Genomic DNA, 18,758 nt, shown 5'->3' with positions numbered 1-18,758 from the left:
CCGTGGCTTTCGTCATGGGCAGCCGGGACACCCGTGCGGTAGGCTGGGCGTTCCGCCAACGATTCCTTCGACGAGGTCCCTGTCCGATGAAGCACCCCCTCGCGCTTGCGCTTGCCGTCGCCCTTGGCACCGGCCTGGTTGCCTGCAGCCAGACCGACGCCAGCACCCAGAGTGCCGACGCCCAAGCCGCCGATTCCCAAGGTGACGCCGCCGTGGCCGACTCCAATCCGTTCTTCACCGAAAGCCCCCTGCCGCTGCATTTCCCGCGCTTCGACCAGATCAAGGACAGCCACTTCGGCCCGGCCTTCGATCGCGGCATGGCCGACCAGCTGAAGGAAGTCGAGGCGATCGCCGCCAATCCGGAAGAGCCCACCTTCGACAACACCATCATCGCGCTGGAGAAGTCCGGCGAGATCCTGTCGCGCACCGCATCGGTGTTCTTCAGCCTGGTCGGCGCCGACACCAATGACGCGCGCAAGGCGATCCAGGAGGAGTACGCGCCGAAACTGTCCGCGCACAGCGACGCCATCTCGCTGAATCCGGAGCTGTTCGCGCGCATCCAGAAGCTGTACGACAGCCGCGACAGCCTCGGCCTCGACCCCGAAGGCGTGCGCCTGATCGAGCGTTACCACACCGATTTCGTCCGCGCCGGCGCCAAGCTGTCCGATGCCGACAAGACCCGCCTGAAGGAGATCAACGGCGAGTTGGCCTCGCTGGGCACCACCTTCAGCCAGAACGTGCTGGCCGAGGTCAACGACTCGGCGATCGTGGTCGACGACGTCGCCATGCTCGAGGGCCTGTCCGAGCAGGCGATCACCGCCGCCGCCGAGGCCGCCAAGAGCCGCGGCATGGAAGGCAAGTGGGTGATCGCGCTGCAGAACACCACCGGCCAGCCGCCGAACACCTACCTGGAGAACCGCGAACTGCGCGAGCGCATCCACAAGGCGTCGGTCGCCCGTGGCAGCCGCGGCAACCAGTGGGACAACACCGCCATCGTCTCCAAGGTCCTGAAGCTGCGCGCCGAGAAGGCCGGCATGCTCGGTTACCCGACCTACGCCGCCTACGTGCTGGCCGACGAGACCGCTCAGACCCCGCAGGCCGTCAACGACATGCTGCACAAGCTCGCCCCGCCGGCCGTCGCCAACGCCAAGCGCGAGGCCGCCAAGCTGCAGGCGATGATCGACAAGGAACAGGCCGCCAAGGGCGAGCCGAGCTTCAAGCTCGAGCCGTGGGACTGGGCGTACTACTCCGAGAAGGTCCGCCAGGCCGAGTACAACTTTGACGAGAACCAGCTCAAGCCGTACTTCGAGATGAAGAACGTGCTGGAGAACGGCGTGTTCTACGCCGCCAACCAGCTGTACGGGCTGAGCTTCAAGCAGCGCACCGACCTGCCGGTCTACCACGAGGACGTCACCGTCTACGACGTGTTCGACAAGGACGGCAGCCAGCAGGGCATCTTCATCTTCGATCCGTACCAGCGCGAGTCCAAGCGCGGCGGCGCGTGGATGAACTCCTACGTCGACCAGTCCGGCCTGACCGGCAACCTGCCGGTGGTGGCCAACCACCTCAACATCCCGGAGCCGGCCGAAGGCAAGCCGACGCTGATGACCTGGGACGAGGTCACCACCATGTTCCACGAGTTCGGCCACGCGCTGCACGGCCTGTTCTCGGACGTCGAGTACCCGTACTTCTCGGGCACCAGCGTGCCGCGTGACTTCGTCGAGTTCCCGTCGCAGGTCAACGAGATGTGGTCCGACTGGCCGTCGGTGCTGGCCAACTACGCCAAGCACTACCAGACCGGCGAGGCGATGCCGAAAGAACTGCTCGACAAGGTGCTGGCCAGTGCCCAGTTCAATCAGGGCTTCGCCACCACCGAGTACCTCGGCGCGGCGATGCTGGACCAGAGCTGGCACCAGCTGGACGCCGATGCGATCCCCGCGGCCGACAAGGTGATGGATTTCGAGGCCAAGGCGATGGTCGCCAACGGCACCGATTTCGCCCCGGTCCCGCCGCGTTATCGCACCCCGTACTTCAGCCACATCATGGGCGGCTACGCGGCCGGCTACTACGCCTACATCTGGTCGGAGGTGCTGGACGCCAACACCGTGGCCTGGATCAAGGACAACGGCGGCCTGACCCGCGAGAACGGCGACCACTTCCGCGCCAGCCTGCTGTCGCAGGGCGGCAGCAAGGACGCGCTGCAGCTGTTCCGCGACTTCACCGGCCACGAGCCGCGCATCGAGCCGTTGCTGGAGCGCCGCGGCCTGAATGCCCCGGTCGCGGACGACGCCAAGGCGCCCGACGCGCCGAAGCCCGCCAACTGATCGGCAGGCAGCTGTAACAGAAGGCCGCCCGGAGCAATCCGGGCGGCCTTTTTCATGCCGGGTGAAATACTCCCGGGACCATGCCCACGGCGCCAGCCACGAACCCGCAACGGGAATTCACGAGGTCGGGGAACCCTCCGGAGCCGCCACCACGCTGGGATCCCCACCGCTGGCCGCGCCTTCGGCAAACAGGTCGCGATACCCGGGCGCCACGTGCGGCAGCAACACCGACGCCGGGACCTCCGCGGTCTGGATCCCGTCGGAATACGGCGCGACCTGGTACGGCGGGAACACGAAGCGGATCGCGGTGATCCGGCCGTCGACGCCCACCACGGGTTCGAACTGGGAGAAATTGGCCGGGTCGACTCCGGTGCCTTCGTCGATCATCCGGCCGGCACTGCGGGCAAACTCCGCGCGTTCCGCCGGGTCGAGCCCATCGGCCTCGATCCGCTGCGACAGCGCGGTGTGCAACTGCTCTCGCACGTATCCGGCGATGTCCTCCCAGCCCCCGGCCTGTGGCACCAGCGTGCCGGCGGTGAGCAACTGTTGCTGCTGCGGCACCCAGACGAAGCGCGCCAGCAACGGCATGCCGTGGGCGCCGCCGGTATACATGCTGCCGTCGGCCGCGTAGGCCGCCAGTCGCGGGCTGTCCAGCACCTCGGTAAAGGTCAGCGACAGGTCGTACATCGCCGATCCCTCGTTGCCCTCGCCCGCCGGCTGCGACTGCCGGCGTGCCTCCACCGCCCGCATCAGCTCGGCGCGGGCCTCGTCGGCGTATGCCTTCAGTTCGGCCGCCAGTCGGGGATACTTGGCCGCCGATTGCGGATAGCTGATGCCGATCACGTAGTCGGACGTGGTTTCGATGACGTCGTCCAGATCCACTTCGGGCGCTTGGACGGCCGCAGGCGTCGTGGCCACTGCTCCCGCACTCGCCTGATCGGTGGCCGGGCGATCGCAGGCGACCACCGCGGCAAGCATCGCCGCGACGGCGATGAGACGTTTCGCGAACGCAAGTTCCATGGATCGGCCCCTCCTGAATGGGCCGACCTTATCGCCAGCGATGTGATGCCCGGATGCAGGCTGCCGCGCTTACCAGTCGGTGCGCTGGGGCAGCAGGCCACGCAGTTCGGCATCGGTCAGGTTGCGCCACTGGCCGATCTTGAGCCGGCCCAGCTTGACGTTGCCGATCCGCACCCGCACCAGCTGCTTGACCCGGAATTTGAAGTACGCGGCCATCAACCGGATCTGCCGGTTCAGGCCCTGCACCAGCACGATGCGGAAGCCGAAGCGGCCGAGCTTGCCGGTCCTGCATGGCAGCGTGGTCTGGCCGTGGATCGGCACGCCCCGGGCCATCGCCCGCAGGAACTCGGGGGTGACCTCGTGGTTGACCGCGACCAGGTATTCCTTCTCCAGCTTGTTCTCGGCGCGCAGGATCTCGTTGACGATGTCGCCGTTGCTGGTCAGCAGGATCAGGCCCTCCGAATCCTTGTCGAGCCGGCCGATCGGGAAGATCCGACGCTCGTGGCCGACGAAGTCGACGATGTTCTCCTTGACCGACGATTCGGTGGTGCAGACCACCCCGACGGGCTTGTTGAGCGCGATGTAGACGTGCTGCTTCTGGCCCTTGGCCACGGTGCGCGCACGCAGGGACTGCCCATCGACCCGGACCTCGTCACCCTCGCCCACTTCCGAGCCGACGCGCCCGCGCAGGTCGTTGACCGTGACCCGGCCCTCGGCAATCAGGCGGTCGGCTTCGCGGCGCGAGCAGAAGCCGCTTTCGCTGATGAATTTGTTGAGGCGCATGGGGTGGCTGGCACGGCGGGGGGCGCACAGGCTGGCACAAGCCACCCCCATTGGCGAGCGCCGGGGGTGCCTGAGTGCCAACCCGCACCGACCGGTTCACCCCAGCAACTGACTGAACTCCGGATGCCGCTCGGCCCACGCTGCCGCGTACGGGCAGGAAGGCCGGACGTTCATGCCGTCCGCGCGGGCCTGCTCGAACGCCGCCAGGGTCAGCTGGCTGGCGATCCCGCGCCCCCCGATCGCATCGGGCACGGTCACGTGGGTGATGTCCATGAAGCCACCGTCGATCCGGTACTCAAGCTCGGCGTCGTGTCCGTCGACGCGGGTGGTGAAGCGCTGGCGCTCGGGCTGGTGCTGGATATCGGAGGGCGTGGTCATCCGGAGTTCCTGACGGTGGGAGGCAAGTCAGCGATTGTCGCGCTTGCCCTGGTTGTGGCGGTCGTGGGTGCTGTTGCTGCCCTGTATGCCCTGCATCCGGCTTTCGGCGGCGTGCAGTTCCTCGGCCTTGGCCGCGGCGCTGGCGGACTGGAAGCCCGCGTCGGGCTGGTGCCCGTGTGCCGGGTCGAGCGCCTGCCATGGTTGCGGCTGCTGGTCATGCTCCTGCTTGGCCTTGAGCAGCTTGCGGGTATTGGCCAGGGCCTTCGCCGGGGTGATCTTGCGGGGCTTGGTGGCGGCCTTGGAAGCGGTCGTCTTTTTCGTGACCTTCTTTGCGACGGCCTTCTTTGCGGGGGCTTTCTTCGAAACCGTCTTCTTCGCGGGGGCCTTTCGTGCAGTGGTCTTCTTCGCTGCCGGCTTCTTCACGGCCGATTTCTTCGCAACCGACTTTTTGGCTGGCGCCTTGCTGGCTGTCTTCTTCGCAACGGTCTTTTTCGCGGCCTTCGCAGGCGTCTTGCCGGCGGCGGTCTTGCGTACGGCCTTCTTCACCGTCTTCTTGCTGGCGGGCTTCCTGGTCGCGGACTTCTTCGTCGCGGCCTTTCCGACCGCCTTCTTGCTGGCAGCGGCTTTCCGGGCCGGTGCCTTCTTCGCGGCGGTCTTCTTCGCGGCAGCTTTTTTCACCGTCGCCTTCTTCGCGGCAGTCTTCTTGCTGGTTGCCTTCTTCGTGGCCATGCAGTCCTCCGTCGGGGAATCAGGGACGCGCCGGCGAACGTTCGGATGCGCGCCTTCGGGTCACGCCGTCGCGCGACAGGGTTTCGATATCACGCGATGCATTTACGCGGAGTGAGCATCGACGGCCGACGGCGACGGCGGGACATCCGTGGCGAAGTGTGACGCAGCACGTCATTCGTGCCGCCCGCAAAGCCGCCCGACCCACCCGGTTGCCGGGGTGGCATGGAATCTGCGTTGAGTTCCCATGCAGGCACCGGCCGCCGGCGCCCTGCCCGAACAGGAGACTGTCATGACCGACCTGCATTCCCGAGCCTGCGAAACCGACAGCGACGACGCCCTGGTCGCGCGCCTGTACGAACTGGCCTGTGGTGAGGACACCGGCGAGCTGGCCCGGATCGACGCCCTGGTCTACGAACGCCTGCTGCAGGCCTACGGCGACGACGACCAGGCCGCGGCCGCCTGAGGCATCAGCCCGACGATGGAGCCCTCAGCCAAACGAGGGATTCATCAGCCGCTGCAGGAAAACGCCGGCGATCCGCGGTTCCATCAGCAGCATGAACAGCACGCCGTAGATCGCGCCCGAAAGGTGCGCGTTGTGGTTGGTGTTGTCGGTGCCCTGCCGGTCCATCCAGATCGAATAGCCGACGAAGAACGCGCCGTAGACGATCGCCGGCACCGGCAGGAAGAACACGAAGATCAGCGACCACGGCTGCACCAGGATGAAGGCGAACAGCACCGCCGACACCCCGCCCGAGGCCCCGAGGCTGCGATAGCGCGCGTCGTGCCGGTGCTGCAGGTAGGTCGGCAGGATCGCGATGACTATCGCCGACAGGTAGAACAGCAGGAACCCGATCGGCCCGATCATCGACCCGATCACCTGCTCGGCGATCCGTCCGAAGAAGAACAGCGTGATCATGTTGAACAGCAGGTGCTGCCAGTCGGCATGGATGAAGCCGTGGGTCAGCAGGCGGTCGTACTGATTCTGGCGGTCGATCGCGGGCGGCCACAGGATCAACCGGTCCAGCAGGCGCGGGCGGTCGAACGCCAGCCACGAAACCAGCACGGTCACGGCAATCAGGATCAGGGTCAGCATCGGTCAGGCGGTCCTGTAGTTGTCTTGCATGGGATAGCGCGTCGCATACATGGCGAAGGCCAGCGCCGCCACGAACGCGAATGCCGCGAAGAAGAACATCAGGAATGCGTTCTCGCTGTAGCCGGTACCGGCGATGCTCGCGGTCACCGCGTCGTTGCGGACGGCGGCGTTGGTGATCAGCACCCACAGGCTGCCGAAGGTGCTGGTGAGGTACCAGAACGCCATGATCACGCCCTTCATCGACTGCGTGGCCTGGCTGTAGGCGAACTCCAGCGCGGTCGCCGACACCAGCACCTCGCCGAAAGTCAGCAGCGTGTACGGCAGCGTCTGCCAAGCCAGCGACACCTCGTCGCCGCCGTCGATCCACAGCTGGATCACGCCCGCCGCCACCCACGCCACGCCGGAGAACGCGATGCCCCAGCCCATGCGCCGCAGCGCGGTGACCTGGAAGCCCATCCGCCGCAGCGCCGGGTACAGCACGATGTTGTTGAACGGGATCAGCAGCATCACCAGCAGCGGGTTGAGCGCCTGCATCTGCGCCGGCTCCATCACCAGCCAGCTCGGCCACCACCAGCTGTCATGCGGCACCACCATTTCGCGGCCCTGGATGATCCAGGTCGAGGCCTTCTGGTCGAACAGCGACCAGAACGGCGTCACCAGCGCGAACACGATCAACACCCGCAGCACGCCGCGCACGCTGTCGACCGCGGCGTCCGGGTGACGCCCGCGCGCGCGATCAAGCTGCATCGAGGTGCCGACGCCACCGAACGCGATCAACGCGCCCAGTGCCAGGCAGGCGCTGATGACAAAGCCGAAGTCGTCCGGCCACCAGCCCGGCGCCATGCCGCCCAGCGACAGTGCCCACAGCACCAGCAGGCCGACCGCGACAACCACGCCGATGGCGGCAATCACCAGCCCCGGCCGTCCGTGTCCGGCCGCACGCGCCAGCAGCGCCGTGCGCGAGACGGAAAGGAACGAATCCGGGTCCGACCCCGACGGCGGCACGTTGACGTACTGCTTGCGCCCGAGCCAGAACACGAAAGTGGCGATGAACATCAGCACGCCCGGCACGCCGAACGCCACCGACGGCCCGTAGTGCCGCAGCAGCAGCGGCGCGAACAGCGAGGCGAAGAACGAGCCGAAGTTGATGATCCAGTAGAACGCGTCGAAGACGATCTTCGCCTTGTCCTTGTTGCTCTGGTCGAACTGGTCGCCGCAGAACGACACCACCAACGGTTTTATCCCACCCGACCCGAACGCGATCAGGAACAGGCCGCTGAAGAACCCGGCGCGGCTGTCCTCGAACATCGCCAGGCAGGCATGGCCGGCGCAATAGATCAGCGAGAACCACAGGACGGTGTTGTACTTGCCGAAGAACCGGTCCGACAGCCAACCGCCCAGCAGCGGGAAGAAGTACACGCCGATGACGAAGGTGTGGAACACGTCCTTCGCCGCCGATTCGCGGTCGAGTCCCGCCGGGATGTACTGCAACAGCACCGAGCTGATCAGGAACGGCACCAGGATGTTGCGCATCCCGTAGAAGCTGAAGCGCTCGCACGCTTCGTTGCCGATGATGTACGGGATCTGGCGGGGCAGCTTGCCCGGGCGGCCGGGCGTCTCGGTGGCTGTCGTCATCTAGTGCGGATCTTGGAATTCCAAGGGCGCAAGCCTACCGGAAGCGTGATGCTGGCGGGCTGCCGGCTCAATCCCACCCGGACAGGCCTTCGCGCTCGTAGAGCAGTGCGAACGACGGCCGCGCCTTCATCCGCTGCGCGTGCGCGGCCAGGTGCGGCCAGTCGGTCGCCGGCTGTCGCGTCCCGCGCGCCCAGCGCATCAGCATGGTGAGGTAGAAATCGACCGCGCTGACCTGCTCGCCCAGCATGTACGGGGCGTGCGCGGCCAGGTGCGCGTCGAGCCGGGTCCAGGCTGCCTCGAGGCGCGACTGGGCCAGGTCCAGCGCGGCGTCGGTATTCGCCTCGCCCGCGGCCTCGGCCGGGTACCACCAGGTGCGCAGTTGCGGCTGGACCATGTTGGCGAGGTGGAACATCCACTGGTAATACGCGCGGCGACGCGGGTCGCCGGGGGCCGGGGCGAAGCCCGCGTCGGGATGGGTGTCGGCCAGATGCATCAGGATCGCCGCGGCTTCGGACATCGGCTCGCCATCGGTGACCAGGGTCGGCACCACGCCAGCTGGATTGAGCGCGAGGTATTCCGGCGACTTCTGCTCGCGGCTGGCGAAGTCGAGCAGTCGCAGCTCGGGCGGCTGGCCCAGTTCGATCAACAGCCAGTGGACCGCCATGCTGGCGGCGCCGGGCGAGTAGTAAAGCGTATGCATGCGCGGCTCCATGTTCGAAAGGTTGGATGTCGAAGCGCACAAGTCTAGGCGCAAGCCGTGCGTCCGGATGGGATGCTGTGCCCCGTCATCGCCATGACCCTTGTCCCGGGCCGCCGCGCCGGCGCGGCGTTACCATCGACCGATCACCTGACGAGGCCTGCCGATGATCCGCACCCGCGAACTGCGTCCCGCCCTGCTTTCCACGCTGGTGGCGAGCCTGCTGCTCACGCCCGCCCTGCCCGCCGTCGCGCAGGACGCGCCGCTGACCACCGTGTCCGAGCGCAGCGGCTTCATCCAGACCGGCCGCTATGCCGAGGTCATCGAGCTGTGCGACGCATTCGCCGCGCGCTACCCCGATGCCGTGCGTTGCGAAACCTTCGGCACCACCCCGGAAGGCCGGCCGATGAAGCTGCTGGTGGTGTCGCAGACCGGCGCATTCACGCCCGATGCGGCGCGCGAGCAGGGTTTGCCGGTGACGCTGATCCAGGGCGGCATCCACGCCGGCGAGATCGACGGCAAGGACGCCGGCTTCCTCGCCCTGCGCGAGATGCTCGAGGGCACGCTCGCGCCGGGCGTGCTGGAGAAGCAGGTGTTCCTGTTCGTGCCGGTGTTCAACGTCGACGGCCATGAGCGCTTCGGCGCCTGGAACCGCCCCAACCAGCGTGGCCCCGAGCAGATGGGCTGGCGCACCACCGCGCAGAACTACAACCTCAACCGCGGCTACGTGAAGGCCGACGCGCCGGAGATGCAGGCGATGCTGGGCCTGATCAACCAGTGGGACCCGCTGGCCTACGTCGACCTGCACGTCACCGACGGCGCCAAGTTTCGCCATGACGTGTCGATCCAGGTCGAGCCGGTCAACAGCGGCGACAAGGCCTTGCGCGAAGCCGGCACCGAACTGCGCGATGCCACCATCGGCTATCTCGGCGAACAGGGCGCGCTGCCGCTGCCGTTCTATCCGTCGTTCGTGCAGGACGACAACCCCGCCTCGGGGTTCATCGACGGCGTCTCGACCCCGCGCTTCTCGCACGGCTACATGCAACTGCGCAACCGGCTCGGGATGCTGGTGGAAACCCACTCGTGGCGCGACTATCCGCACCGGGTCAAGACCACCCACGACGCGATCGTCGCGGTGCTGCAGCAGGTTGCCGAACACGGCAACGAATGGCAGGCGCTGGCCGAGGCGGCCGACAAGCGCGCGACCCGGCTCGGCGGCGATCCGGTGGCGCTGGACTACAAGGCCAGCGACAACTGCCACACCATCGATTTCCTCGGTTACGCCTACACCCGCACACCGTCGGAAATCTCCGGCGCGACCATGACGCGCTACGACGAAACCACGCCGGAAACCTGGCAGGTGCCGCTGTGCGACGACATCCACCCGTCGCTGGTGGTCGAGGCACCGGAGGCCGGTTACCTGGTGCCGGCCGCGCACGCCGACTGGGTTGCCGAGCGGCTCGACCGGCATGACATCGACTACCGCCGGATCGAGCAGGCCCTGTCGAACGCGAAGGTCGAGACGTTCCGCGCCGACGCCGTGAAGTTCGGCGACGCGTCGTACGAAGGCCACCAGCGGCTGGAACTGGAAGGCCAGTGGAAACCGGAGACCCGCGACGTCGCCGCCGGCGCCCTGTTCGTGCCGATCGCGCAGCCCAAGTCGCGACTGGTGATGCAGGTGCTCGAGCCGAAGGCGGGCGACTCGCTGGCGGCCTGGGGCGAGTTCAACAACGCGTTCGAGCGCAAGGAATACATGGAGGCCTACGTCGCCGAGGAGGTCGCCCGCGAGATGCTGGCGAAGGACCCGAAGCTGAAGGCCGCGTTCGAGAAGCGCCTGCGCGAGGACGCCGAATTCGCCGCCAGCCCACGCGCGCGGCTCGATTACTTCTATCGCCTCCACTCCTCGTGGGACGACCGTTACAACCTCTATCCCGTGCTGCGGACGGACCGCGCCCCACGCTGAAGGAGACCCGGATGAACCTGCCTGCCGCCACTCCACGCCTGACGCTCCCGCTCGCGGTCGCGCTCCTCGCGGTCGCTTGCCAGCCTGAAGCCGGTCGCGAGGCCACTGCGCCCGACGCACCGGCAACGACCGAGCCGGCCGCACCGACGCCCGTGCCCGCCGAAGCCATCGCCGGCACCTTCCATTGGCAATGCGGCGAAATCGGGGTTGCCTCGACCTACCTGGATGACTCCCAGCGCGTCGCCCTCGCCTTTTCCGGCCGCGAGCTGGAATTGCCGATCGCGGTGTCGGGCTCCGGCGCGCGCTATGCCGACGACGCCGGCAACGAGTTCTGGACCAAGGGCGACAGCGGCACCCTGAGCCTCGCCGCCGAGGCCGGCAGCGAAACCGCCAAGCGCGAATGCACCCGCTCCGAGCGGCCGTCGCCGTGGTTCCAGGCCGCGGAGCGCGGGGTCGGCTTCCGCGCCGGTGGCGGCGAACCGGGCTGGTTCGTCGAGGTCGATCGCGGCGAGAGCCCCTCGCTGCGGGCCACACTCGACTACGCGGAACGCACCATCGAAGTAGCGCAGACCGAGGCGCTGCAGGGCGATGCATCCGGCTACACCGGCGCGACCGCGGATGGCACCGACGTGGTCCTGACCATCACCCGCGAATCCTGCCAGGACGGCATGAGCGGCGAATGGTTCGAGGCCGGTGCAAGGCTGAAGGTCGGCGACATGACTTATCAGGGCTGTGGCGCATTCCTGGACGACTGACGCGTACTCCCTGCGATCGCCGCGAACTCGGGCCCGACGAGGCGCAGGTTCTTCTGCAGGTACGCGCGCAACTCCACGCCGGGGGCGTCCGGCTTCGCGCCACCCAGGTGCGAGTGCAGCATCGTTTCCATCAGGTAGACATAGGCCTCGCGTGGCAACGGGTCGACCGGCGAGTGACCACCACCGGGCTCGACGTACAGGCTGACCTGCTTGCCCAGCAATTGCAGTCGAGCGGCGTAATGGATCACTTCACGGATGGCCACCGTGCGATCCGCGCCACCGGCGAGTATCAGCAACGGACGCCGCAGTTTTTCGGCGTTGGCCACGGGCGATTGCGCGTGCAGGCGCGCGTAGGTTTCCGGGTCGGTCGGATCGATCGACAGCGCGCGCAACATTGCAATCAGCGAGCCGTCAGGCCGCGCGCCCTGGTCGCCGGCATCGACCAGCCATTTCATTGACCAGCCGAAATCCGCCGGCGGTGCGCCGGCCACGCCGACCTTGAACAATTCCGGCGAGAACGTCACGCCCAGCAGCGTGGAATAGCCGCCGAAGGAGTGGCCGACGATGCCGACCCGCCCAGGATCGCCGATGCCCTGCGCCAGCAGGTAGCGCACGCCTTCGACGATGTCCTGCTGCACCCGACCGTTGCCGTAGTCGCCATGCGACGCGAACATGTAGTCGCGGCCGTGCCCGGTCGAGCCACGGAAGTTGGACTGGAACACCGCATAACCGCGGTTGGCCAGCAGCTGGGCGATGCCGTCGTAGCCGGGCCGGAAGTGGTTGATCGGACCGCCATGCACCTGCGCCACCAGCGGCACGCGCGCGGGATCGGCTCCCGGCGGCAGCAACAGGAAGCCATGCACGCGCATGCCATCGGAGGCACGGTAGGTGAACGGAATCTTCTGTGCCAAGGCAGTCTCCGGCAGCGGCCGGGATGCCTTCACCTCCTGGGCGAGGATGCGTCGAAAGGCTCCGCTGCGCGGATCGTAAAGATGCCAGCGCGGGTCGCGCAGGGTGCTGTCGCGCTCCGACACCAGCCAGTACGCGCCGGGCCCACGGCCGACATCGATCTCGAGATCACGTCCCGCAAAGTGACTGCTGATCGCGGCCACCCGGCCCTCCGCCGGACCGATGCCATAGCTGGCCGCGACCGTACTGCGGTAGCTGGCGATCAACGGTTGCCCGGTGACAGGGTCGAGCGCGAGCCCGTCCAGATCGGCCTCGCCGCGCGGATCGACGTGCAACGTGTGCAACCCGCCCTCGCGGTCCAGTCGCAACACCCGTTTGAAGTTGCCACCGGTGTCGCCGCGCAGCAGCAGGTCGCCCTGCGCGGTGATGCCCAGCAACGAGGCGCGCGCCATCGGTTCCACGCGCCTCGCGCTGCGCAGCGTGCCGTCCGCGTCGACGCGGTGAATCGCGTTGTGGTCGCCCTCGGACCTGGTCAATGCCACCAGCCGACCACTGGCATCGAAGGCCACTTCATGCACCCAGTGCGGATCCTCCCACAGCGGGGTGCGTCGCCCGTGCGCGTCCAAACGTACAATGCGCCAGCGCTGGCCGCGGGCGTCGCGAACACGCTCGCGTAACACCACCGCGGCAGGTTGTGACGGATCGACCCGCATCACGTCGCGTTGCTCGCTACCTCCCAGCGGGATGCGCATGCCGCCGCCATCGAGGCCGAGGATCGACAGCGTGCGCGGGGCGGTGACGAACAGCCAGCGTCCGTCGCGGGACCAAAGCAACTGCTCGGCCCGGGTCCGCGCCAGCAGTCGACGCGCCTCGCCGCCTGCCTTGGTCGGCAACAGCCACAGGCTGTGCGCTTGACCCTGCGTGCGCAGGTAGGCGACGTGAAGGCCATCGGGTGACAGCCGCACCGCACGTGACGCGTGGTCACTGACGAACGCTGTCCGTGGATGGCGCGGAGCCGCGGGACGGGCGCGTTCGGCGGCGACGGCAGCGTGTAACGCGGCGTCACCGTCGTTGGCGCGCGCGAGGCTGGCGGGCCACAGCAGCGCGCAGCAGGCCAGCGCCCCGATGAATGTCGGGATCGGGATCATCGTGATTCTCCAGAGTTCCTGCCGTCTGTGACTACGCGTTCGCAACCTGTACGAGCGACACCCGGTCCACGACTTCGCGCATCGGGAACAACAACCGCAGGCTGACCAATGCCGGCAGGCCGATGACGCCGCATGCCAGCACCCAGCTCCAGCGCGCCAGCGGCCCATGTGCCTGGCGCCGGGTCAACCAGACCGCGCCGAGCAGCGATAGCAGGCACAGCACGCCGGCCAGCACCACGATGTATCGCGGCGGCGGCGGGATGTCACCGTCGTCGAGCGGATTGGGCGTCGCGAACAGCTGCTGCGCCGCGAGACAGAGCTCGCGCAGCACCGGTGACAGCCACCAGGTGCGCATCGTGTAAGTGCGCGGCAGGTCAAAGCCGAGCGCACGCCGGGCCACCGACTCCACGTTGCCCTCGCCGTCCACGCGCAGCACCTGCTGGTACGGAGTGGCCTCTCCCGCCCAGGCACCGTTGGTGAAGGCGAACGACACCAGATATCCGTCCAGCAACTCGATCAGGTCGACGCTCATCAGCTGCCCGACCGGGCCGGGGAGCGGAACGCGCAGCAGCGGCCGCAGTGGATCGAGCGTGTTGGCAGCCTCGCGCCCGGGATAGAAGTACAGCGCGCGGTTGCTCATCGCGGCAAGGTTCTCGCCGACGGGATGCGGCGGGTCGGCGAACACTTCGCCCGCCGGCAGCGCGACGCGCGGGAACAGGCGCTGCTGTTCCTCGTCGTACTGGTAGGCCACCGTCGGCGTGAACACGATATTGCCGGCGTACGGCAGCGCCGGCCCGGGGAAGTCGCCCTGCGCCGGCCCCGTACCGAGTTCGCCACGTGCCTGTTTGTCCTTCGTGCCGTAGCCGACAAACCGCATGCGATCGTGACTGAACACCCAGCGAATGCTGCGTTCCGGGTCGTCGAACTCCGGCGGCTGCATGGTGTTGGTCAACTGGTGGCGTCGCGGCAGGTTGCGCATCGGGCTGAGCACCGACACATCCGACAGCGCGACCTGTTGGCGCCACAACGGCGCATCCGGATGCCGGCTGTCGGTTATGCCGGCCAGCAACCGGTCCCCGGGTTCGGCACGGTCGGTGGCGATGTAGCCGTCTTCCGACGGCGTACCGCCGTTGAGCGGATGGCTGCCCACTGCGGTCCACGCCAGCTCGTAGCCGATCCCCAGCATCCAGAGCAGGAAGTAAGCGCCCACCTGCGCCGGTAGCGCAGTCGCAACCACGGCACCGACGCCGCGCGGCGCCTCGCCCAGATCGGGCCTGAAGGCGATGCCGACCAGAACCACCAGGTACATCAGCACCGTCAGTTGCACCGCAATCGCGGCGATGCCACCAGCCTGCGCGAACAGGAACAGCGTCGGCAGCATCACTACCGCCACCGAATACCGCCGGTTGGCAAGCATCGCGTAGGCACCGGCGAGGTACCCGCACAGTGCCAGCAGGAGCGCCGCCAGCGGCAGCAGCCAATGGCGCAGGTCGACCACGCGCGCGGTCAGGGTTTCCTGGTAGCTCGCGATCAGCGCAATCGGCAGTGCGACCGCCAGCAACAACACCACGGCGCCAGCGCCGAACAATGCGGAGGCGATCCTGTAACGATGCAATGGCCGATGCAGCAGGTTCAGCCAGTGGCTCGGCCGGCGGTAGCTGCCCATCTGGTACAGGCCCAGCAATGCGCCGCCGACCACGTAAACCATGCCGAACACCTGGTAAACCATCCTGGGCTGCTGGGCCAGGTCGACCAGGCGGCTCATGAAACCGAGCGCTATCAGGTGAACGATGGCGGCGGCAATGGCCCAAATGCGGAAACGCAGCAGCTCGGCCTTGAACAGGTCTTTCATGTCGATAATTCCCCGTCGTGCTGGTGTCTGGCGCGCTCAGGCGACGCCAGCGGACGCCATAGGCGCCGCATGGTTCTTGGCCAGGAAGCCATTGACCGCCCGGTCCAGGCTTACCGGCATGCTCTGTACCGAACGCGCACCACAGGCCCGCAGGAACTCGGCAAAATCCTCGTCCTGGTCCAGCACCAGGTAGTGCTGCAGGCCGTCTATGCGTTGCAGTTCCAGCAACCCCGGCACGATTTCCGGCTCTGGTCCCTTGAAGGGGATGTCGGCGACCCAGTAGCTGACACGGTCGCGGAAGTCGTCGGGCGCCGACATGTTCTTCAGCTGCCCCCGTTCCAGGATGATCAGGTTGTCGGCGACGCGTTCGATCTCCTCCATCTGGTGCGAGCAATAGACCACCGTGATGTCATCGGCGGCATTGCTGTACAGCAGCGATTCGAGGAAGGCGCGCTTGGCGACGACGTCGAGACCCAGGGTGGGTTCGTCCAGCACCAGCAGTTCCGGCGCCTGCGCAAGCGCGAGGGCGAGATTGAAGCCGGCACGTTCGCCGCGTGAAAGCTGGCCGACCTTCTGTTCCGGCAATACGTGGTAATGGCCGATGACACTGTCGAAGGCCTGCTGGTTCCAGCGCGGATAATGGTGCTGCTGCATCGCGGTCACCGCCGATACCTTCATCCAGCCCGGCAATGTGTGTTCCTCGTTGACGAAGCCGATGCGACCGCGGACGTCCGGGGTGAGGTGCCGGCTGTCCTGGCCGAGGATGCGCGCCTCGCCCGAACTAGGCGGCAGGAAGCCGAGCAGGACGCGAAACAGGGTCGACTTGCCGGCGCCGTTGGCCCCGACGATGGCGTGGATACGCCCGCGCGGGATGTTCAGGTCGAGGTGATCGAGCGCGAACCTGGAGCCGTAGCGCCTGGTGAGGGCGACGGTCTCGATGACGTAGTCGGTGGACATGTTGGATTCCGGTGTGTGGCGGCTCAATGGGAATCAGGCGGTTTTTCGCGGCGACAGCGCTTGAAACCCGTGGCGCAGGCGGGCCTGTACCTCCTCGGGCGGGTAATCGAGCACGACCACGTCGTTGAGGAAGCGCGCGATGGCGTCATCAAGCCGGCGTTCGCGCTCGCCGTCGCTGAGGCGCTGGCGCGGCGGGGCCACGAAAAGGCCCAGTCCCTGGCGCGATTCCAGCCAGCCCTCGGTGGTCAGCTCGGCATAAGCCTTGGCGACGGTGTTGGGATTGATGCCCAACTGTTGCGCCAGCCCACGCACGCTCGGCAGTTGTCCGCCGGGCGTAAGCTCGGCAGTCGCGATCTTCATCCTCACCGCATCGACGATCTGCTTCCCGATCGGGCGCGGATCGCCGGTGACGATCTGGATCATCAGGGCCTGGGTACGGGGCATGCGGGCCTCCCATCTGTACTGTTACAGATAGTACAGTTGATCCGACCGCAGGATGTCAAGCCCTTTTTTCATTGGGCCACGAAGGGCTCCGGCATCATGGATAACGGGCATCCGCAAAGCTCGGCTGCAACACAATTGCCGAATTCAGCCGCAAGACCCGGATATCGGAGGCAGCCCGGCCTCTCTACATTGACCCCAACGGAAGGCTCCGGCCTCCTGGTCAACGAGGAATCCGCATGAACGCCATTGCCCGCAACCGTGGCCTTGAACCCAGACAGACGGCCATCACCGCGACCGAAATCGACCCGCGCTGGGCGAGCATCGTCGGCCGCGATGCCGAGGCCGATGGGCGCTTCTATTACTCCGTAAAGACCACCGGCGTGTACTGCCGGCCCTCCTGCGGTGCGCGCCGGGCGCGGCCGGAAAACGTCGCCTTCCACGCGACCATCGCGGATGCCGAACGAGCGGGCTTCCGGCCGTGCAAGCGCTGCAAGCCCGACCAGCCATCGCTGCATGACACCCACGCCGCCACCGTGGCCGATGCCTGCCGTTTCATCGAGGCGTCGGAACAGGCACCCGCGCTGGAGGTACTGGCCAGGCGGGCCGGGCTGAGCCCCTACCACTTCCACCGCGTGTTCAAGTCGATCACCGGCGTCACGCCGAAGGCCTACGCCACGGCCCATCGCAGCCAGCGCGTGCGGACCGAACTGACGCGCAGCAACAGCGTGACCGACGCGATCTTCGACGCGGGCTACAACTCCAATGCGCGTTTCTACGAGAAGGCCGGCGAGGTCCTCGGCATGACCCCGAACCGCTATCGCCGAGGTGGCATGGACGCCCGCATCGTCTTCGCGATCGGCCAGTGCGCGCTCGGCGCGATCCTGGTCGCGCGCAGCGATCGCGGCATCTGCGCGATCAGTCTGGGTGACGATCCGGACGTGTTGGCGCGCGAGCTGCAGGACCGCTTCCCGAATGCGGAGCTGGTCGGCGGCGACGCGGAGTTCGAGCGGCTGGTCGCGACCATCGTCGGCTTCGTCGAAGCGCCGCAGCTTGGCCTGGACCTGCCGCTCGACGTGCGCGGCACCGCATTCCAGCAACGCGTGTGGCAGGCGCTACGGACGATCCCGGCCGGCAGCACCGCCAGCTACAGCGAGATCGCCCAACGCATCGGTTCGCCAAACTCGGTGCGCGCGGTCGCCGCGGCCTGCGCCGCCAACACCCTCGCGGTCGCCATCCCCTGCCATCGCGTGGTCCGCAACGACGGCGCATTGTCCGGCTACCGCTGGGGCGTGGAACGCAAGCGCACCCTGCTCGACCGCGAGGCCCAGGCATGAACGCGCAGTTGCAGGCATTGCCGGGTGTTCCGGATATGCAATCGCTGGACTGGGCCCGTGTCGCCACCGACCTCGACGCCCGCGGCAATGCGGTGCTGCCGAGATTGCTGTCGGCGCGGCAATGCGATGAGCTGGCGAAGCTGTACCCGCACGACGCCCTGTTCCGCAGCCGCGTGGTGATGGGGCGCCACGGCTTCGGGCGCGGCGAGTACAGGTACTTCGCCTATCCGCTTCCGGACCTCGTCGGCGGTTTGCGCGAGGCGTTCTACACGCGACTGGCACCGATCGCCAACCGCTGGAACGCGGCGATGGGCATCGATGTCCGTTATCCCGACCGCCACGCCGAATTCATCGACCGCTGCCACCGCGCCGGCCAGCGACGCCCCACTCCACTGCTGCTGCAATACGGTGCCGACGACTACAACTGCCTGCACCAGGACCTCTACGGCGAACACGTGTTTCCGTTGCAGCTCGCGGTGCTGCTGTCTCAACCGGGGCGCGACTTCGATGGCGGCGAGTTCGTCCTGACCGAGCAGCGCCCGCGCATGCAGTCACGCCCGGAAGTGGTGCCGTTGCAGCAGGGGGACGCGGTTGTTTTCGCGGTCCACCAGCGGCCGGTGCAGGGCAGCCGCGGCATCTACCGGGTCAACCTGCGACACGGGGTCAGCCGGATCCGCCGGGGCCACCGGCACACTTTGGGCGTGATCTTCCACGACGCCGCCTGACGCGGCCGTCGC

17 protein-coding genes are annotated in these 18,758 nt (G+C 67.4%); 6 read left to right on the top strand and 11 right to left on the bottom strand.

Going from position 1 to position 18,758, the window contains the following annotated elements; all coding sequences use genetic code 11:
• The first annotated feature begins 86 nt into the window (after positions 1-86).
• Positions 87-2,324: a M3 family metallopeptidase gene (locus tag ACT9AS_RS07850; RefSeq protein ID WP_445099563.1), complete on the top strand. Its 2,238-nt coding sequence runs from the start codon at positions 87-89 to the stop codon at positions 2,322-2,324.
• A 117-nt stretch (positions 2,325-2,441) separates the two neighbouring features.
• Here ACT9AS_RS07850 and ACT9AS_RS07845 read toward each other — a convergent pair whose 3' ends face one another.
• The 4 genes from ACT9AS_RS07845 to ACT9AS_RS07830 form a co-directional block, all read right to left on the bottom strand.
• Positions 2,442-3,344 (bottom strand): PdaC/SigV domain-containing protein, encoded by a 903-nt coding sequence (locus ACT9AS_RS07845; protein WP_445099562.1) that lies wholly within the window; start codon positions 3,342-3,344, stop codon positions 2,442-2,444.
• 69 nt (positions 3,345-3,413) lie between these two features.
• Positions 3,414-4,127, bottom strand: coding sequence for a pseudouridine synthase (locus ACT9AS_RS07840; RefSeq protein WP_445099561.1), 714 nt, complete (start codon positions 4,125-4,127; stop codon positions 3,414-3,416).
• 96 nt (positions 4,128-4,223) lie between these two features.
• The gene (locus ACT9AS_RS07835) at positions 4,224-4,505 is read right to left on the bottom strand and encodes an N-acetyltransferase (RefSeq protein ID WP_445099560.1); all 282 of its coding nucleotides are present in this window, start codon (positions 4,503-4,505) and stop codon (positions 4,224-4,226) included.
• 27 nt (positions 4,506-4,532) lie between these two features.
• Positions 4,533-5,234: a histone H1-like repetitive region-containing protein gene (locus tag ACT9AS_RS07830; protein ID WP_445099559.1), complete on the bottom strand. Its 702-nt coding sequence runs from the start codon at positions 5,232-5,234 to the stop codon at positions 4,533-4,535.
• A gap of 289 nt (positions 5,235-5,523) precedes the next feature.
• Between ACT9AS_RS07830 and ACT9AS_RS07825 the strand changes: the two genes are divergently transcribed.
• The gene (locus ACT9AS_RS07825) at positions 5,524-5,697 is read left to right on the top strand and encodes a hypothetical protein (protein ID WP_445099558.1); all 174 of its coding nucleotides are present in this window, start codon (positions 5,524-5,526) and stop codon (positions 5,695-5,697) included.
• Positions 5,698-5,721: 24 nt separating this feature from the next.
• Here the strand turns inward: ACT9AS_RS07825 and ACT9AS_RS07820 are convergent, their stop codons facing one another.
• From ACT9AS_RS07820 to ACT9AS_RS07810, 3 genes are all read right to left on the bottom strand, one after another.
• Positions 5,722-6,327, bottom strand: a complete 606-nt coding sequence (locus tag ACT9AS_RS07820) for a rhomboid family intramembrane serine protease (protein WP_445099557.1) — start codon at positions 6,325-6,327, stop codon at positions 5,722-5,724.
• A gap of 3 nt (positions 6,328-6,330) precedes the next feature.
• Positions 6,331-7,962: a POT-type proton-dependent oligopeptide transporter gene (locus ACT9AS_RS07815; protein ID WP_445099556.1), complete on the bottom strand. Its 1,632-nt coding sequence runs from the start codon at positions 7,960-7,962 to the stop codon at positions 6,331-6,333.
• 67 nt (positions 7,963-8,029) lie between these two features.
• Positions 8,030-8,662: a glutathione S-transferase N-terminal domain-containing protein gene (locus ACT9AS_RS07810; protein ID WP_445099555.1), complete on the bottom strand. Its 633-nt coding sequence runs from the start codon at positions 8,660-8,662 to the stop codon at positions 8,030-8,032.
• A gap of 163 nt (positions 8,663-8,825) precedes the next feature.
• Here ACT9AS_RS07810 and ACT9AS_RS07805 point away from each other — a divergent pair, with 163 nt between their 5' ends.
• The gene (locus tag ACT9AS_RS07805) at positions 8,826-10,622 is read left to right on the top strand and encodes a M14 family zinc carboxypeptidase (RefSeq protein WP_445099554.1); all 1,797 of its coding nucleotides are present in this window, start codon (positions 8,826-8,828) and stop codon (positions 10,620-10,622) included.
• 11 nt (positions 10,623-10,633) lie between these two features.
• Positions 10,634-11,377 carry an MliC family protein gene (locus ACT9AS_RS07800; protein WP_445099553.1) on the top strand — a complete coding sequence of 248 codons (744 nt, stop codon included), beginning with the start codon at positions 10,634-10,636 and terminating at the stop codon, positions 11,375-11,377.
• Here ACT9AS_RS07800 and ACT9AS_RS07795 read toward each other — a convergent pair.
• From ACT9AS_RS07795 to ACT9AS_RS07780, 4 genes are read right to left on the bottom strand one after another with little or no spacing between them, the layout of a single operon-like run.
• Complete coding sequence (locus ACT9AS_RS07795) at positions 11,347-13,434, bottom strand: prolyl oligopeptidase family serine peptidase (RefSeq protein WP_445099552.1); 2,088 nt, start codon at positions 13,432-13,434, stop codon at positions 11,347-11,349. The two genes, ACT9AS_RS07800 and ACT9AS_RS07795, sit on opposite strands and share 31 nt — an antisense overlap.
• A gap of 31 nt (positions 13,435-13,465) precedes the next feature.
• On the bottom strand, positions 13,466-15,286 hold the full coding sequence (locus ACT9AS_RS07790; RefSeq protein WP_445099551.1) for a hypothetical protein: 1,821 nt from the start codon (positions 15,284-15,286) through the stop codon (positions 13,466-13,468).
• Between the two features lie 36 nt (positions 15,287-15,322).
• The gene (locus tag ACT9AS_RS07785) at positions 15,323-16,243 is read right to left on the bottom strand and encodes an ATP-binding cassette domain-containing protein (protein ID WP_445099550.1); all 921 of its coding nucleotides are present in this window, start codon (positions 16,241-16,243) and stop codon (positions 15,323-15,325) included.
• Positions 16,244-16,276: 33 nt separating this feature from the next.
• Positions 16,277-16,687, bottom strand: a complete 411-nt coding sequence (locus tag ACT9AS_RS07780; protein WP_445099549.1) for a GntR family transcriptional regulator — start codon at positions 16,685-16,687, stop codon at positions 16,277-16,279.
• A gap of 236 nt (positions 16,688-16,923) precedes the next feature.
• Between ACT9AS_RS07780 and ada the strand changes: the two genes are divergently transcribed.
• Together ada and ACT9AS_RS07770 are read left to right on the top strand one after the other, a co-directional pair.
• A complete protein-coding gene (ada, locus tag ACT9AS_RS07775) occupies positions 16,924-18,021 on the top strand; it encodes a bifunctional DNA-binding transcriptional regulator/O6-methylguanine-DNA methyltransferase Ada (protein ID WP_445099548.1) in 1,098 nt (365 codons plus the stop codon).
• Positions 18,018-18,746 carry a 2OG-Fe(II) oxygenase gene (locus ACT9AS_RS07770; RefSeq protein WP_445099547.1) on the top strand — a complete coding sequence of 243 codons (729 nt, stop codon included), beginning with the start codon at positions 18,018-18,020 and terminating at the stop codon, positions 18,744-18,746. Before ada ends, ACT9AS_RS07770 begins: the two co-directional genes overlap by 4 nt.
• Positions 18,747-18,758 lie beyond the last annotated feature (12 nt).

The organism is Lysobacter sp. F60174L2, assembly GCF_052547135.1.
The sequence above is the reverse complement of the archived record's forward strand: the minus strand, read 5'-3'. Positions and strand labels throughout refer to the sequence as shown.